Origin of the sequence: Spiroplasma ixodetis, assembly GCF_040369795.1 — a bacterium.
Lineage (GTDB): Bacteria > Bacillota_I > Bacilli_A > Mycoplasmatales > VBWQ01 > Spiroplasma_E > Spiroplasma_E ixodetis_B.
Genome location: NZ_AP028955.1, coordinates 1,193,711 through 1,210,275 on the forward strand (window position 1 = coordinate 1,193,711; position 16,565 = coordinate 1,210,275).

Annotated in this window: 22 protein-coding genes, 3 pseudogenes and 1 other annotated feature; of the genes and pseudogenes, 10 read left to right on the plus strand and 15 right to left on the minus strand. The window is 21.3% G+C overall.

The window, feature by feature from the left end:
* Window positions 1-2 precede the first annotated feature (2 nt).
* From ABWV63_RS08395 to ABWV63_RS08440, 10 genes are all read right to left on the minus strand, one after another.
* The gene (locus ABWV63_RS08395) at window positions 3-233 is read right to left on the minus strand and encodes a hypothetical protein (RefSeq protein ID WP_353305983.1); all 231 of its coding nucleotides are present in this window, start codon (window positions 231-233) and stop codon (window positions 3-5) included.
* Window positions 176-439 (minus strand): hypothetical protein, encoded by a 264-nt coding sequence (locus ABWV63_RS08400; protein ID WP_353305984.1) that lies wholly within the window; start codon window positions 437-439, stop codon window positions 176-178. Before ABWV63_RS08400 ends, ABWV63_RS08395 begins: the two co-directional genes overlap by 58 nt.
* 78 nt (window positions 440-517) lie before the next feature.
* On the minus strand, window positions 518-712 hold the full coding sequence (locus ABWV63_RS08405) for a hypothetical protein (protein WP_353305985.1): 195 nt from the start codon (window positions 710-712) through the stop codon (window positions 518-520).
* Between the two features lie 23 nt (window positions 713-735).
* Entirely contained in the window at window positions 736-2,430 is a 1,695-nt protein-coding gene (locus ABWV63_RS08410) for a hypothetical protein (RefSeq protein ID WP_353305986.1), read from the minus strand.
* A gap of 44 nt (window positions 2,431-2,474) precedes the next feature.
* Complete coding sequence (locus ABWV63_RS08415) at window positions 2,475-3,248, minus strand: type III pantothenate kinase (RefSeq protein WP_353305987.1); 774 nt, start codon at window positions 3,246-3,248, stop codon at window positions 2,475-2,477.
* Window positions 3,249-3,250: 2 nt separating this feature from the next.
* On the minus strand, window positions 3,251-3,925 hold the full coding sequence (locus ABWV63_RS08420) for a DNA integrity scanning protein DisA nucleotide-binding domain protein (RefSeq protein WP_353305988.1): 675 nt from the start codon (window positions 3,923-3,925) through the stop codon (window positions 3,251-3,253).
* A 675-nt stretch (window positions 3,926-4,600) separates the two neighbouring features.
* Window positions 4,601-5,488 carry an IS630 family transposase gene (locus ABWV63_RS08425; protein WP_353305989.1) on the minus strand — a complete coding sequence of 296 codons (888 nt, stop codon included), beginning with the start codon at window positions 5,486-5,488 and terminating at the stop codon, window positions 4,601-4,603.
* 562 nt (window positions 5,489-6,050) lie between these two features.
* Window positions 6,051-6,275 (minus strand): hypothetical protein, encoded by a 225-nt coding sequence (locus ABWV63_RS08430; protein ID WP_353305990.1) that lies wholly within the window; start codon window positions 6,273-6,275, stop codon window positions 6,051-6,053.
* Complete coding sequence (locus ABWV63_RS08435) at window positions 6,173-6,505, minus strand: hypothetical protein (protein WP_353305991.1); 333 nt, start codon at window positions 6,503-6,505, stop codon at window positions 6,173-6,175. The genes ABWV63_RS08430 and ABWV63_RS08435 overlap by 103 nt, the downstream gene beginning before the upstream one ends.
* On the minus strand, window positions 6,448-6,711 hold the full coding sequence (locus ABWV63_RS08440; RefSeq protein WP_353305542.1) for a hypothetical protein: 264 nt from the start codon (window positions 6,709-6,711) through the stop codon (window positions 6,448-6,450). The genes ABWV63_RS08435 and ABWV63_RS08440 overlap by 58 nt, the downstream gene beginning before the upstream one ends.
* Before the next feature lie 91 nt (window positions 6,712-6,802).
* Between ABWV63_RS08440 and ABWV63_RS08445 the strand changes: the two genes are divergently transcribed.
* From ABWV63_RS08445 to ABWV63_RS08470, 6 genes and pseudogenes are all read left to right on the plus strand, one after another.
* A complete protein-coding gene (locus ABWV63_RS08445; protein WP_353305992.1) occupies window positions 6,803-8,020 on the plus strand; it encodes an IS256 family transposase in 1,218 nt (405 codons plus the stop codon).
* A gap of 44 nt (window positions 8,021-8,064) precedes the next feature.
* A pseudogene (locus ABWV63_RS08450) lies at window positions 8,065-8,355 on the plus strand (transposase); the annotation flags it as partial.
* A 50-nt stretch (window positions 8,356-8,405) separates the two neighbouring features.
* On the plus strand, window positions 8,406-8,756 hold the full coding sequence (locus tag ABWV63_RS08455; RefSeq protein ID WP_353307179.1) for a transposase family protein: 351 nt from the start codon (window positions 8,406-8,408) through the stop codon (window positions 8,754-8,756).
* 401 nt (window positions 8,757-9,157) lie between these two features.
* A complete protein-coding gene (locus tag ABWV63_RS08460) occupies window positions 9,158-9,613 on the plus strand; it encodes a DxFTY motif-containing membrane protein (RefSeq protein ID WP_353305993.1) in 456 nt (151 codons plus the stop codon).
* 209 nt (window positions 9,614-9,822) lie between these two features.
* The gene (locus ABWV63_RS08465; RefSeq protein ID WP_353305994.1) at window positions 9,823-10,335 is read left to right on the plus strand and encodes an IS630 transposase-related protein; all 513 of its coding nucleotides are present in this window, start codon (window positions 9,823-9,825) and stop codon (window positions 10,333-10,335) included.
* Window positions 10,313-10,687: a transposase gene (locus ABWV63_RS08470; RefSeq protein ID WP_353305995.1), complete on the plus strand. Its 375-nt coding sequence runs from the start codon at window positions 10,313-10,315 to the stop codon at window positions 10,685-10,687. The genes ABWV63_RS08465 and ABWV63_RS08470 overlap by 23 nt, the downstream gene beginning before the upstream one ends.
* A gap of 199 nt (window positions 10,688-10,886) precedes the next feature.
* Here ABWV63_RS08470 and ABWV63_RS08475 read toward each other — a convergent pair whose 3' ends face one another.
* The 4 genes from ABWV63_RS08475 to ABWV63_RS08490 all read right to left on the minus strand — a co-directional run bounded on the left by ABWV63_RS08475 (window position 10,887) and on the right by ABWV63_RS08490 (window position 13,758).
* A complete protein-coding gene (locus ABWV63_RS08475; protein WP_353305996.1) occupies window positions 10,887-11,741 on the minus strand; it encodes a transposase family protein in 855 nt (284 codons plus the stop codon).
* Window positions 11,742-11,880: 139 nt separating this feature from the next.
* Complete coding sequence (locus ABWV63_RS08480) at window positions 11,881-12,093, minus strand: hypothetical protein (RefSeq protein ID WP_353305997.1); 213 nt, start codon at window positions 12,091-12,093, stop codon at window positions 11,881-11,883.
* A gap of 804 nt (window positions 12,094-12,897) precedes the next feature.
* Window positions 12,898-13,161 carry a hypothetical protein gene (locus ABWV63_RS08485; protein WP_353305998.1) on the minus strand — a complete coding sequence of 88 codons (264 nt, stop codon included), beginning with the start codon at window positions 13,159-13,161 and terminating at the stop codon, window positions 12,898-12,900.
* A gap of 294 nt (window positions 13,162-13,455) precedes the next feature.
* Window positions 13,456-13,758 carry a hypothetical protein gene (locus tag ABWV63_RS08490; protein ID WP_353305999.1) on the minus strand — a complete coding sequence of 101 codons (303 nt, stop codon included), beginning with the start codon at window positions 13,756-13,758 and terminating at the stop codon, window positions 13,456-13,458.
* 292 nt (window positions 13,759-14,050) lie between these two features.
* Window positions 14,051-14,123, plus strand: a sequence feature (ribosomal protein L21 leader region).
* A gap of 11 nt (window positions 14,124-14,134) precedes the next feature.
* Here ABWV63_RS08490 and rplU point away from each other — a divergent pair.
* From rplU to ABWV63_RS08510, 4 genes and pseudogenes are all read left to right on the plus strand, one after another.
* Window positions 14,135-14,425: pseudogene (gene rplU, locus ABWV63_RS08495) on the plus strand (50S ribosomal protein L21); the annotation flags it as partial.
* A 334-nt stretch (window positions 14,426-14,759) separates the two neighbouring features.
* Window positions 14,760-15,071, plus strand: coding sequence for a ribosomal-processing cysteine protease Prp (locus ABWV63_RS08500; RefSeq protein WP_353306000.1), 312 nt, complete (start codon window positions 14,760-14,762; stop codon window positions 15,069-15,071).
* 2 nt (window positions 15,072-15,073) lie between these two features.
* Window positions 15,074-15,361, plus strand: a complete 288-nt coding sequence (rpmA, locus tag ABWV63_RS08505; RefSeq protein ID WP_174481212.1) for a 50S ribosomal protein L27 — start codon at window positions 15,074-15,076, stop codon at window positions 15,359-15,361.
* Between the two features lie 102 nt (window positions 15,362-15,463).
* The gene (locus ABWV63_RS08510) at window positions 15,464-15,868 is read left to right on the plus strand and encodes a flavoprotein (protein ID WP_353306001.1); all 405 of its coding nucleotides are present in this window, start codon (window positions 15,464-15,466) and stop codon (window positions 15,866-15,868) included.
* Window positions 15,869-15,979: 111 nt separating this feature from the next.
* Here the strand turns inward: ABWV63_RS08510 and ABWV63_RS08515 are convergent.
* Window positions 15,980-16,423 (minus strand): annotated as a pseudogene (locus ABWV63_RS08515) (IS3 family transposase); the annotation flags it as partial.
* Window positions 16,424-16,565 lie beyond the last annotated feature (142 nt).

Here is a 16,565-nt window from a genome sequence, read left to right on the forward strand (position 1 = left end):
TTTTACCAGAAAAATATTCTAACTGTAGTTTTTTTAGTTGATCTTTCAATTTCAATTTCAGTTGAATCAATTAAATAAAATTGAAATTCATTTAAATCTTCTTGTTTTTTCTCAATTTTTGATTTATATTTTGTTTTTAAAAACTGATAATCTTTGTCATCACTAAGTTTATTTTCTACTCAAGTAATATTTCGAAAACAACTTGATGCACTCATTTTATATTTAATACTCATTTGGAAAAAGTATAATATTCTTTTCAGTATACTAAAGTCATCATCAATCTTTCTTCAACTGAAAGTTTATATTTTCTACCTTTAGTTTTTTTTAAATTTTCTATTTCAATTAATTTTGTTAACATTTCATCAAAATGAAAACTTTTTATACCAAAATATCTATAAAATTGTTCATTTTTTAATTTTTTTAAATTTTCAAAATTCATTTTTATCAACACCTTATTAATTTATTAATAAAGAAATTATAAAATAAATTTTAAATTATTAATTGACTTTTAAAAAATTTATTTACGGAATATGTCTATTACATCAAGAGATAAATTGGTTAGTTCCATCCGATCATGAAAATGAGTAATATTTATTTGTTTATAATCACTAAGAGCATACTTAATATTTATTTTTAATTGTTTAATAAAATCAATCCGATTTTTACTTTTAGTTGTTAATTCACCATAACTAATAATAATAATTGGTGCCATTTAATTTCCCTCTTTTTTAAAATTTATTCCATTAATTCCAATAATAATGTTAATGCTTTTTGATTATGATTATTAGTGATATTATTTTCAATTTCATTAAATTTACTATTAAGTTGCTGATTAATTGAACGATGACGGTTAGCATAAACAAGAGTTAAATGTGATAATTTATGAATAGTAATTTCCATTTTTAATTCAGTATAAAGATGAAAAATTTTATTTTGTAAATCATTAAATTTACTAAAAGAAGAATTATCATAATTTCCATTTTTAAAATTTAAAATAGTATCATTTATTAAATATTGTAAATCACTAAACTTTTCTTTATAAATTTCATTTAAATAATAAAAATTAATATTATTTAAAATATTATCAATTTGTAACATCATTGAATTGATTTTATCAACATAAGTTTTAAATTTAATTTTTGCTTTATTTTGTTCATTCAACAATTTATTATACTCTTTTAAACTATTAAAAACAACAATACTATTTTCAAATAACGCCGCTAATAACATCACTAATGTTTCATAACTAGTATTTTTTATTGATTTTTGATGTTCTATGATTAATAAATTATCAAAATGATTAACAGAAGCAAGTTGCTTATTAATAATAGTTTCTAAGTTAGTTATTTTGCTATTTTCTATCATTTTAGAATTAATTTTATTTGAAATAGTAATTTCATTTTTAATAGTTTCAAATATTTCATTAAAATTAAAACTCATAACTAAAAATTTTTTATAATTTTTTTTTAAAATATTATAAAAAATTTGTTCTTTATCAATTTTATTACTAAAAGTGGCAATTAATTTTAATATTTCTTGAGTGTTAACCTTAGCTTTTTTGTATTGTAAATTATTAATTTGTTTATTAATAAAACTTAACTTTTCATCAACATTTGCTACTAATTGTTCGTATTGTAAAAGTAAAGTATTATTTATTTTTATCATTTGATATTTATTTTTTAAGGCAGCCATTTTCTGTTTAATTTCATATGTTATAATATAACGAAGTGTTGGTAAATTATCTAAAATTTCTGCCAATGTTACAACAGCAATCGCAATCTCACTTAAAATAGTAATAATTTGACTAACATTAATAGCATTAATATTTGTTTCTAATTCTTTAAACATATCATTAATTATTTTAATAATTTCATCTAATTGTTCTCGATTAAGATCGTTTTGTAAATTAATCTTGATCATTTGATCTTGTAAATAATTAAAATTTTGTTTAAAAAATAATTGATATTCTCGTAATAATTGATCAATACTAATAAAATAATCTATTTCAATTGTTAATAACTGCAACTGCTTTTTTAAATTATTACTCTTATTATGCATTCTATACATTAATTTATATCTTTTTCATAATTCTTTATTATTTTGTAATTTTAAAATTTGAATATAATTTTTAAAAACCTTATTTAAATCTTTTTTTAAAAAAAGATTATAACGACTAATTCAAATTCCTAAAATAGAACTATATTGTTCATTTGCTTGTACCATTTGATTAATACGATTTAATCTTTCTTTAATATTAATATTTTGAATATATTGCAAATTTTTATAAACCATAAATTGTTTATTTTTATACGAACTAAAAATTACTAATAAACTTGTTAAAACGATAATAGTAAAAATTAATAAACTAATAATAGTTATTATAATAATTTGTGCACTAGTTAATTTATAAATTTTTATTAACATCAACATAGTTTTTTTCTCCTTTCCTTATATTTTAAATATATTAAAAGATATTAATCTTTTAATATATTATTACTTCTGAAATATTTAATAATATCAACTAAACCTAAAAATAACATTTGTGGTTCATAAATATAAGAAAAATCAAAATAAGATTTTAAAATCGGTACACTACCTCCTGTTAAAATTACAGGTAAACTAATATTTGTTTCATTTTGAATTCTAACAACTATACTATTAATCATTGCACTAAAACCATAACCATAACCAATTGATAAAGCATGATTATTATTTTTACCTAACATTGATTGATAATGTTGCATTTCAAAATCGACAAGTAAAGCAACATTATCAATCAATGTTGCTTTACTTGTACTAAATCCAGGTCCAATAATAACGCCAACCAAAACATCATTAACAACAATACTATAGGTAGTAGCGGTTCCCAAACTAACAACTATCGCATTGTGATACTTAGTATAAGAAGCATATGATAATGCTATCAAATCACTACCTAATTGGCGATTTTCTAAATTAAGTTTTAAAGGTAAAGAACTTAGCAAATTAAAATCAACAATTAACGGTTTTAAATTATATGTAAAAACAATTAATTTTTCTATTATTATTAAAAAATTTGGAACAACACAACTAATAACAGCTTCTTCAAAATGTAATTTTTTATTTAATTTAAATGCTTTTTTCAATTGATCAATTGCAGTTTTACTTTTGGTTTCTATTACTGCTCATTGTTCAATAATTTCACTATCATTAATCATAGCAATCTTAATTAATGTATTACCAATATCTACTAATAACAAACTTTTCATTATTATACTTGTTGAACCATTTCTTTAGTTGAAGCTAATTCATCATATAGTGCACGAACAAGATTATTTAAGTTTTCAACTTGTAAAAACTTACCACTACGAGCTATTGAAACAGAACCATTAGTTTCACTGACAATAACTGATACTGCATCGGTTTGCTCTGATATTCCAATAGCAGCACGATGACGTGAACCAAATTGACTAGATATTTTTTTATTAGTTAGTGGAAAATAAGTAGAGGCACATTCAATACGACCTAAACGAATAATAACTGCACCATCATGCAATGGTGAACCTTTAATAAAAATAGACTGTAATAGTTGTGAAGTAACTTCGCCATCAATTTTTACTCCCAAATCAGTATATTCATTTAATGAAACATTCCTTTCAATAGTAATTAGTGCTCCAATTTTTTCTTCTGCTAATCTAATCACTGCTTCTGCTAAAAAACTTGCTAACATTCTCTTTTCTGAAGTCGCTAGTAGTTTCATATGAGATTTATTTCTTGTTGTTCATCAAACTTTTTTACCACGAATAAAAGTATTCATAACTATTAAAATAAGAATTGTCATTAATAAAGAAATGGTTATTCCGAATAAAACCGCTATTTCAGCAATAACTGTTCCAATATCTGCTGAAATTACAGTCAAAATAATATTTAACGGTAATGCACTCATATTAAATACCACCATTCCTTTATTTTTTGATTCCACTACTTTAATTATAAAGTAAAAAAATTATTTTTGATATTATTAGTATAATAACTTATCATAATTTAGAAAATACTCCTTTTAAAAATAAATTTAAAATGAGTATTAATATTACTAATAATTTTAGATGTTACCTTATATAAGTTTATAAAATTATTATTTGTTAATTATCTTTATTTACTATAAATTTGGTACATTTTTATGAACATTATTTTTATTTACTACCGATAATGTTGGTAAATTCTCATTTACTTCTGCTTTTATTGAAAAATCGTTATCACTATCTTTACTGTTTTATAATAAAGATAATTTTTGTTTTAATTGTATTATCATTTTTAATGCATTTGATATTTTTGCTAATTCCTTTAAAGATAAAGATACTTCTTACAATATTTTTTAAGAAATCAAACTCATTAATCTTTATGAATAAAATACTATACATTCATTGTCTTTAATCATTTCTTGTCTATATTTTTTTAGGCTTTTATCCCTTTATGTACTATTTTTAAATTTTATCACATAAATGGAGATAAAATCCTATCTAGGGAATTATTCCCACATGTATCTAAATCAAACACAAAATTATAGTTTCAAAACTAGGTATCTTATTGAATTTATATGCAGCTTCTTTTGCATATATAGCTAACTAAAGTAATGTTTACTCATATCTTGAAAAACAAAATCAATCGCTTTTTTAATATTTGGTCAATAATTTGGTAATATTTTTCTTATATTATGTTTTATAGCAAATCAAAAATGTTCAATTGGATTTAAATTAGGAAAATATGGTGGAAGAAATAATAGTTTGCATCCAGCATTTTCAATTAATTGTTGTGTTAATTTAGATTTATGAAACGTTGCATTATCTAAAACTATAATTTGTCCATGCTTTAATACTGGAATTAGTATATTTTTTACATATGATTCAAAAATTTTACTGTTGCAATGTCCTTCAAATGCTCATAGGGATTTTAATTTACCTTTATTTAGTGAACCAATTATACTCATTATTTTTATTTTATATGCGGGTTTATTATCAAATAATCTTTTACCTTTTTCAGATCAACCATATTTATAAAATTCATTATCATCAATTCCAGATTCATCAATATATACTAAATCTTCATTCATTATTTTAGCTATTTCTTTTAAAAAATCTTCTTGTTTATTTTTATCTCTTTGTTCATATAGAAAAGTTTTTTTATATGTATAATTTAGTTTTTTCAAATAGTTATAAACTGTTTCTTTAGTCATATCACCAAATTTTTCAATTACTTTTTGAACCGTAACATCTTTATTTTGCGCTAAATAATTTTTTAATTCATCTAAATCATTTATTTTGTGGCTATGTCCTTTTTGATAATTCAAAATTGGTTTTATATGCCCAGTTTCTTTTTTTCTTTTTCTTCATAAGAATAAAGTCTTTCTAGTAATATTGAACACTTTACAAATTTCTTTAATTTTCATGTTTTTACTTTCATAGGCTTCTATTACTTTTCTTCGTAAGTCTTTGCTGTATGGTTTTGGCATAATTTAATCTTCCTAATATATTTTAAATATTGCTGAATTGTACTTTTAAATTCAAAAACTGTTTAAATTACATATTATTATTTTACATTATTTATAAGTAAACATTACTTTAGTTAGCTTTATAATTTATTTTTTTGAAATAGTTATAAACTATTTCAAAAAAATAAATTATAAATAGACATATTCCGTAAATAAATTTAATCAATTGTCAATAATAATATTTATAAATTTTTTAGTGTTAATAATTATAGAAGTTAATATTTTTAAAAAAATACTTTAAAAATAAATTTATATTTCAAACACAAAAATTGTTAATATTATTTTTATATTAACTTGATAAAAATTTAAATTTTTAAAAAAATATTAAAAATATTTTTTTATTTTAATGGTTTTGTTTTATTAAAAATTTCACAAAGTAAGTTAAATCTTAAGTACATAAGTCTAAATATACTTTTTCTACATTTATTTATTAAAATTTTGAATCTTTTTAATCAAGCAAAAACATGTTCAACTTTAATTCTAATTTTTGAAATAATTTTATTGTAGATTTTTTCTTGTTTAGTTAATTTTTTATTTTTAGTTTTTTAATTGGTAATATAGTATTTTTATAAATATTTTGTATTCCTTGATATCCCAAATCACCAATAATTATTGTTTTTTCTGAAAATTCAAGATTTGAATTTTTTAATATTTGAAAATCATGTAATTTTCCATTATCAGCAAAAATATCAACAATTTTTTTATTAAAAAGTCATATATAATTTGAAATTTTATAGAAAACATTCAACTTTTACCAGAAAAATATTCTAACTGTAGTTTTTTATTTGGTCTTTCAATTTCAATTTCAGTTGAATCAATTAAATAAAATTGAAATTCATTTAAATCTTCTTGTTTTTTCTCAATTTTTGATTTATATTTTTTTAAAAACTGATAATCTTTGTCATCACTAAGTTTATTTTCTACTCAAGTAATATTTCGAAAACAACTTGATGCACTCATTTTATATTTAATACTCATTTGGAAAAAGTATAATATTCTTTTCAGTATACTAAAGTCATCATCAATCTTTCTTCAACTGAAAGTTTATATTTTCTACCTTTAGTTTTTTTTAAATTTTCTATTTCAATTAATTTTGTTAACATTTCATCAAAATGAAAACGTTTTATACCAAAATATCTATAAAATTGTTCATTTTTTAATTTTTTTAAATTTTCAAAATTCATTTTTATCAACACCTTATTAATTTATTAATAAAGAAATTATAAAATAAATTTTAAATTATTAATTGACTTTTAAAAAATTTATTTACGGAATATGTCTAATGATCCGATATCAAAAGCAGTAGATTTATTACTAGAAAATACTGAAGATTTAACAACAGTTTTTAAAGAGGGAGGTTTATATAAAGAATTAACAAAAAGATTAGTTGAAAAAATGTTGAATTCTGAAATTCAAAATTATTTAGGATATAAAAAAAATCAACATAATACTAGTGAAAATGCTCGCAATGGTATAAATTCAAAAAAATTAATAACCCAACAAGGTAAAATTGAGATTAATGTACCACGAGATCGTAATAGTAATTTTGAGCCAGTAATAGTTGCAAAAAGACAAAGAAGATTTGATGGTTTTGATCAACAAGTTCTTTCATTATATGTCAAAGGCATGACTTTATCAGATATTAGAATGCAGTTACAAGAGTTATATCATGGTGCTGATATTAGTGAAAGTGTTATTAGTCAAATTACTGATGATGTTATTGATGATGTTAAAGCATGACAAAATCGGCCATTAGAAATTGTTTATCCGATTGTTTATTTTGATTGTATAGTAGTTAAAGTACGACAAGATAAACGCATTATTAACAAATCAGTTTATATAGCACTAGGAGTTGATTTAGAAGGTAAAAAAGATATTTTAGGTTTATGAATTAGCGGAAATGAAGGTTCTAAGTTTTGATTATCTAATTTCACAGAAATGAAAAATCGAGTCTTAAATGATATTCTTATTGCTTGTAGTGACAATTTAACAGGAATGTCAGAAGCAATACAATTAGTTTATTCTAAAACCGAACATCAATTATGCATAGTTCATCAAATTAGAAATAGTTTAAAATATGTTTCATACAAACATAGAAAATCACTAGTTACAGATTTAAAACCAATTTATAGTGCATGTAGTGAAGTACAAGCAATGCAGGCTTTAGAATCTTTTGAAAGTAAATGAAATAAAAAATATCCTCAAATTACTAAATCATTATATAAAAATTGAGATAATTTAATGGTTTTTATTAGTTATCCTGCAGAAATCAAAAGAGTGATTTATACAACAAATGCTATTGAATCTGTTAATATTCAATTACGAAAAGTTATTAGAAATAAAAAATTTTTTCCAAATGATATGGCAGTTTTTAAAATATTTTACTTAGCAATTGAAAATATAACAAAAAAATGAACAATGCCGATTCAAAATTGAAATACAGCAATTGCTCATTTTATGATAAAATTTAAAGATGGAATTAATCTAAACTAGTAACTTTGTAAAAAGATACACAGATTTTTAAAAAGCCTCTTCAAATTTTTGAATCATATGTAAAAAATATACTAATTCCAGTATTAAAGCGTGGACAAATTATAGTTTTAGATAATGCAACGTTTCATAAATCTAAATTAACACAACAATTAATTGAAAATGCTGGATGCAAACTATTATTTCTTCCGCCATATTCTCCTAATTTAAATCCAATTGAACATTTTTGATTTGCTATAAAACATAATATAAGAAAAATATTACCAAATTATTGACCAAATATTAAAAAAACTATTGATTTTGTTTTTCAAGATATGAGTAAACATTACTTTAGTTAGCTATATAATTTGAAATTATATATGACTTTTTTAATAAAAAAATTGTTGATATTTTTGCTGATAATGGAAAAGTACATGATTTTCAAATATTAAAAAATTCAAATCTTGAATTTTCAGAAAAAACAATAATTATTGGTGATTTGGGATATCAAGGAATACAAAATATTTATAAAAATACTATATTACCAATTAAAAAAACTAAAAATAAAAAATTAACTAAACAAGAAAAAATCTACAATAAAATTATTTCAAAAATTAGAATTAAAGTTGAACATGTTTTTGCTTGATTAAAAAGATTCAAAATTTTAATAAATAAATGTAGAAAAATTATATTTAGACTTATGTACTTAAGATTTAACTTACTTTGTGAAATTTTTAATAAAACAAAACCATTAAAATAAAAAAATATTTTTAATATTTTTTTAAAAATTTAAATTTTTATCAAGTTAATATAAAAATAAGATTAACAATTTTTGTGTTTGAAATATAAATTTATTTTTAAAGTATTTTTTTAAAAATATTAACTTCTATAATTATTAACGCTAAAAAATTTACAAATATTATTATTGACAATTGATTAAATTTATTTACGGAATATTTCTAAAATAAAACAAAAATTAAATCAAAAAAATCAATTAATTTATAGGATAGGTAATTTTTAATTTCATTAAATTGTGGAAAACTATTTTTATTTTAAATTTTTGTATTAAAATAAGTGTTATTTAATAAATATAAATCTTATTTAATTATTGATAAAAGCATGTTAAAATTGTAAAGAATTATATTATAGAAGAGGATAAGTATGGAAATTAAAAACCAAGAAGTTAATTTTGAAAATAATAGTGAAGATACATTTCCAAGAACTAAGTTTTTTCTAAGTGTTGGTTATTTAATAATACAAGTATTAATTCCAGGAATTATTCTTTTTTTTACTACTAGTACTGATTTTACTTTTACTTTTAAATTGCCTTTTTGAATAATGGTACTTTCTAGTTTAAGTTTAATTATATTTACTTTTATTATAACATTTATTACATATAAGTTAAAATTACATCAATTAGATCAATTTACATATAGTATTTCATTTGCTTTTGTTTTATCATTATTTTATTTGTCAGGATACTTTTTAACTCCTCAACAAATTTTAATACGTTTTATTATTTCAATCGCTGGTGCTGTTATTGGTATTTTTTTAACGAGTATTATTTTATTATTAGTATTAAGAAAAAAACAAAAAAAATCATATATTAAAATATAATAAGTGATATAAATCTAAAAAAATAAAACGAAAAGAAGGTGCGTAATATATGTTGCGCACCTTTTTAAGTATGTGTTTTTTATTTACTATAGCTAAATAAAGTAATGTTTACTCATAAATAATGTAAAATAATAATATGTAATTTAAACATTTTTTGAATTTAAAAGTACAATTCAGCAATATTTAAAATAGATTAGGAAGATTAAATTATGTCAAAACCATACAGTGAAGACTTACGAAGAAAAGTAATAGAAGCCTATGAAAGTAAAAACATGAAAATTAAAGAAATTTGTAAAGTGTTCAATATTACTAGAAAGACTTTTTTCTTATGAAGAAAAAGAAAAAAAGAAACTGGGAATATAAAACCAATTTTGAATTATCAAAAAGGACATAGCCACAAAATAAAGGATTTAGATGAATTAAAAAATTATTTAGAGCAAAATAAAGATGTTACAGTTCAAAAAGTAATTGAAAAATTTGGTGATATGACTAAAGAAACAGTTTATAACTATTTCAAAAAACTAAATTATACATATAAAAAAACTTTTTTATATGAACAAAGAGATAAAAATAAACAAGAATATTTTTTAAAAGAAATAGCTAAGATAATGAATGAAGATTTAGTATATATTGATGAATCTGGAATTGATGATAATGAATTTTATAAATATGGTTGATCTGAAAAAGGTAAAAGATTAGTTGATAATAAACCCCGCATATAAAATAAAAAGAATGAGTATAATTGGTTCACTAAATAAAGGTAAATTAAAAGCCCTATGAGCATTTGAAGGACATTGCAACAGTAAAATTTTTGAATCATATGTAAAAAATATACTAATTACAGTATTAAAGCTTGGACAAATTATAGTTTTAGATAATGCAACGTTTCATAAATCTAAATTAACACAACAATTAATTGAAAATGCTGGATGCAAACTATTATTTCTTCCACCATATTCTCCTAATTTAAATCCAATTGAACATTTTTGATTTGCTATAAAACATAATATAAGAAAAATATTACCAAATTATTGGCCAAATATTAAAAAAGCGATTGATTTTGTTTTTCAATAGACATATTCCGTAAATAAATTTAATCAATTGTCAATAATAATATTTATAAATTTTTTAGTGTTAATAATTATAGAAGTTAATATTTTTGAAAAAATACTTTAAAAATAAATTTATATTTCAAACACAAAAATTGTTAATATTATTTTTATATTAACTTGATAAAAATTTAAATTTTTAAAAAAATATTTTTAATATTTTTTTATTTTAATGGTTTTGTTTTATTAAAAATTTCACAAAGTAAGTTAAATATTAAGTACATAAGTCTAAATATACTTTTTCTACATTTATTTATTAAAATTTTGAATCTTTTTAATCAAGCAAAAACATGTTCAACTTTAATTCTAATTTTTGAAATAATTTTATTGTAGATTTTTTCTTGTTTAGTTAATTTTTTATTTTTAGTTTTTTTAATTGGTAATATAGTATTTTTATAAATATTTTGTATTCCTTGATATCCCAAATCACCAATAATTATTGTTTTTTCTGAAAATTCAAGATTTGAATTTTTTAATATTTGAAAATCATGTACTTTTCCATTATCAGCAAAAATATCAACAATTTTTTTATTAAAAAAGTCATATATAATTTGAAATTTTATAGAAAACATTCAACTTTTACCAGAAAAATATTCTAACTGTAGTTTTTTTTTAGTTGGTCTTTCAATTTCAATTTCAGTTGAATCAATTAAATAAAATTGAAATTCATTTAAATCTTCTTGTTTTTTCTCAATTTTTGATTTATATTTTGTTTTTAAAAAATGATAATCTTTGTCATCACTAAGTTTATTTTCTACTCAAGTAATATTTCGAAAAGAACTTGATGCACTCATTTTATATTTAATACTCATTTGGAAAAAAGTATAATATTCTTTTCAGTATACTAAAGTCATCATCAATCTTTCTTCAACTGAAAGTTTATATTTTCTACCTTTAGTTTTTTTTAAATTTTCTATTTCAATTAATTTTGTTAACATTTCATCAAAACGAAAACGTTTTATACCAAAATATCTATAAAATTGTTCATTTTTTAATTTTTTTAAATTTTCAAAATTCATTTTTATCAACACCTTATTAATTTATTAATAAAGAAATTATAAAATAAATTTTAAATTATTAATTGACTTTTAAAAAATTTATTTACGCAATATGTCTATTATATGAGTAAACATTACTTTAGTTAGCTATATATAAAAATTATTCAATATCTAATTCTCATACATTTGTAATCGTTCCAGCAAATAGTTTTTTGTCAACTATTAATGATGAATATACTGAAGCATTTAATTCATATTTGTTTTTTACTTGACTAAAACTTGAATCAAGTTCATAAACATTATTATTAGTGGTGGAATATATTTTGTTATTTAAATCTTCTATTGATAAAGAAATAATTTTACCATGTTTCAAATTAATTTTTTCTGTTATTTCATTTTTGATTAAATCATACTGATAAATTTTGTCTTCTGTTGCTAATATTAATTCGGTATCAGATAGTGCTTTAATATCAAAAATAATATTACTTTTATTTTTAAAATCATATTTTAATTTATGGGTTTTAGTTTCTAAATCAATTTCTCATAATTTTCCTTCACTAGTGCCAGCGTATATTTTATTTTTTGTAACTTTAACTAGGACATTTACATCACTTCAATCGTCAAAACGATATTTTTTAGTATTACTAGTATTAATATCTAATTCATAAACATTACCATAACCAGTACCAACATATAAATTATTTTTTGAACCTTCAATTAAAGTTTTAGAATCACGCTTATCACCAAATCCAGTGAATTTCTTTTCTGCAGTTTCGGTTTCTAAATCAATTTCTCAAATTGTATTTTTTATCGTACCAACATATACTTTACAATTTGATGCTTTAATTAAACTATTTATACGTTCTTCATTTAATTGATATTTATTGATTTTTGTATTATTAGTAAAATCAATTTCTCAAATATTTTCGTTTTCTGTTGCAGCAAATATTATACTATATGAGATTTGAAGAAATTTATTTATTTTTCCATCATTTAATTCATATTTATTAGAAATTTGGCCTTCACCTATGATAATTGTTAAATTAGTAGTTAATTTTTAAATGAATCATAATTATAATTAATTTTTGCATTAATAGAACCACTAACTGTGAAGTCTTCATCTTTTAAATCAATTTCTTTATTATTAGTAATTTTGTTTAATGAAAATAAATTATTATTAAAATTTTTTTTGATTAATTTCATCTAATGAATTTTTAATAAAGTCTGAACTAATGTTTGTTTTTAATTCATCTATAGCACTATTAATTATAATATTATCAAGTGAATAATTAGTTTGATTAATTGCATTTACTATTTTTTGATCATTATTTTTTTGTTTTTCTTTTATTGCATATGATGCAATACTTAAAGACATTGGTAATACAATAGTTAATACACCAACTGTTGCTAGCATTTTTTTGTAACTTAATTTTCTTTTCATCTTTCGCCGCTCCAAAGAGTTATTATATTGTTTTTCTGTTTGAATTTCAATACTTAAAAAGGAATGAGTTAAATTGAATATCGATTATATTTTCATTCCTAAATAATTTTTTAATGTTTTAATTTACTATTGATCAGTTTACATTAGTTTTAATTTATTTTGTTTTCTTGAATATTTTTTTTGTGAATTTAGTGAATTTGCTTCTTTTTTTATTGAAGAAAAATCTTGAATCTTATTTACTTTTTTATTGATTTTATATAACTACTGCCTTTATCAACAATATATTTGCCACCTTTAGCAATTACAATACCACCAGCAGTTGCTCATTAATGATGCTTCTGGATTTAATACTGCATTTAATACACCAGCACCAGTACCACAAATTAATGATGTTCAAACTTTAGTTTTATTTTTATCTTTATTTTTTACAGCTCTTTTAATTTGATAACCTGCTATTCCTCCGGCTGCAGCACCAATCGCAATGTTGGTAACAGGCACTGGATTTGTTCATGAAAGACCGTCAATTGCTCCTAATCCAGCACCAAACAACGGTAAATAATCAATTGTTTCGTTAATGATATTTTTATCTTTAACCATCTCTTTTAATCTTCCTTTCTAAAAATAAAAAAACTCATTTACTTTTGAATAAGTAATGAGTTAAAAACTTATATTAATTTTAGAAAAATAATATCATAATTTCAATAATAATTATAAAAAAAATATTAATTACATAATCTAGTGTAGATATAATTATAGTTACATTAATTATTTAAATATTAAAGATATAATTTTTTTCTTTTTTAGTAATTTTTATATTTAAATTATGTGTATAATTACTAATTTTGTATTGCTTTTAATAAAAAATACTTTATAATATTTAAGACTGTTTATGCAGTTTCAACCGCTCTACTTTAGGTTAACAAGTGATTTATTTCACCTATAAGGCGAGTCTAAACTGGAGGTAATAAGAAAAATGTTTGTGGTTATTCAAACAGGAGGAAAACAAATTAACGTTTCCTATGATCAAGAGATTTTTGTTGAAAAACTTGTTGGCAAAGCTAAAGATAAGATTATTTTTGACAAAATATTGATGATTGATCAACAATTCGGTAACCCTTTCCTAAAAGGTGCTGAAGTTCATGGTAAGATTATTAAACAAGATAAATCAAAAAAGATTCGAGTGTTTAAATATAAACCTAAGAAAAATTCAAAAACAATGTATGGACACCGTCAGCCATATACAAAAGTATTAATTACTGATATCTTACTTGGTGGTAAAAGTCTTGTTGATAAGAAGACTGAACAATCAAAATCAGTAATTAAAGATGAAGTAAAAAAAGAAGTAATTTCTGAAGTAGTAACTCCTATTATTAAAGAGCCAAAATCAGTAGTTAGTAAAGTAAAAAAAGAACTTACAAAAGAAAAAGTTGTTAAAACTAAATCAGTTGTTAAGGATAATATTACAGAGCCAGATAACACTAAAACTGTTGTTAGTGAAGGAAATTTAAAAACTATTTTTGATCATAAAAATATGACTGTTAAAGTTGTTAAAGATGATGATGAAAATAATAAAAAATAATTTAAGGTAATATTAAATTATGGTTAAAGTTACTTATAATTACCAAAATAGTGACATTGTAGAAGTTATAATTACTGGTCATGCTAATTTTTCAAAAATTGGAAATGATATTGTTTGTGCAGGCATTTCAGCCATTGTTATTGGTACATTAAATGCACTTCTTGAACTTGATAATAATCAAGTTCAAGTAATTAATAATACTGCTGGATTAGTTAAACTTAAAGTTGCTAGTTTCACTAATAATAGTCAAATCATTTTAAAAACAATGCTTTGACAATTAAAAACTATTAAAGAACAATATCCAAAATATATTAACATAAAGGAGGTGTAATTATGTTTTATAAATTAAATTTACAATTATTTGCTTCAAAAAAAGGAGTGGGTTCAACTCGTAATGGTCGTGATTCACATTCTAAACGTTTAGGCGCTAAAATTGGTGATGGACAAAGTTTAAAAGAGGGAACAATTATTTATCGTCAACGCGGAACTAAAATTCACCCTGGTGAAAATGTAGGACGTGGTGGCGATGATACCTTATTTGCTTTAAAATCAGGAATTGTTAAGTATACTATTTTTAAAAAAAATAAAACACGAGTTTCAGTTATACTTGATAAAAAGTAAAAATAAATTTTTAATAATAAAAACCTATTTTCAATGCTATCATATTTTGAAGATAGGTTTTGTTTGTTTATTTTATGTTTAATGATATGATAGGAGAAAATAATGAAACATATTACTTTAATAATTACTGGTAGTATTGAAGCAAACAAAGCATTAATTTTATTAAAACAATTAAAAAAAGAATTCTTAGTTGATATTATTTGTACTAAAAGTTCTTTACATTTTCTAGAAGATAAAACATTTTCTTATTATTCTGAAATGTTTGAACAAGAATCATGTGTTAAAGGAGATTTAATTACTCATACTAATTTAGCAATTAAAACAAATTTAATTGTTGTTTATCCCGCTACTATGAGTTTTATTAGTAAAGCAAATTTAGCAATTGCTGATAGTTTATCATTATCAGTATTTTTTGCTTCCAAAGCAGAAAAGATATTATTTCCAACAATGAATCATAATATGTATCACAATCAAAGTTTTCAAAAAAAATTTATTAGAATTATCTAATTTTGAAAATATTACTATTATTCCTCCAGATTCAGGAATGTTAGCCTTTAAGATGTGGAATGGCAACTTTTTTTAGGACTGTTTTTTGGTAGAAATTTGTGCTTGGTGTTTTATGGGGGTTAAGTAGTTTAGAGTGCTGTGGATTCTTATGTTGTTGTATCAATTGATATAATCAAATAATTCTAATTTTAATTGGATTAATGATGTAAAATTTTTATCATTAATAAATTCTGTTTTGAAAGTTTTGAAAGTTGCTTCAGCAACAGCGTTATCATAAAGACAACCTTTTTTGCTTAAAGAGCGGGTAATATTGAAGGCTAATAAAAGTTTATCAATATTTTTATTATTAAATTCATTACCGCGATCGCTATGAAATATTTGAATATCTTTTAAACAACGATTTGAGCACATAAATGCTTGATATACTAATGATGCATCTTTTTTAGTACCTACACTATGTCCAATAATTTCGCGATTTTACAGGTCGATTAATAAGCAAATATAGTTTCATTTATCATTAACTTGAACATAATTTAAATCACTAACAATAACTTCATTTTTAAGCATATTATTAAAGTCTCTATTAACGAGATTAGTAATTTGACTATCATTCACTTTATTATGATAATTTTTGTATGATAATTTATTGTATTTTGATATTAAATTATGGTAATGTTTAGTAATCTGTGTAACTTAC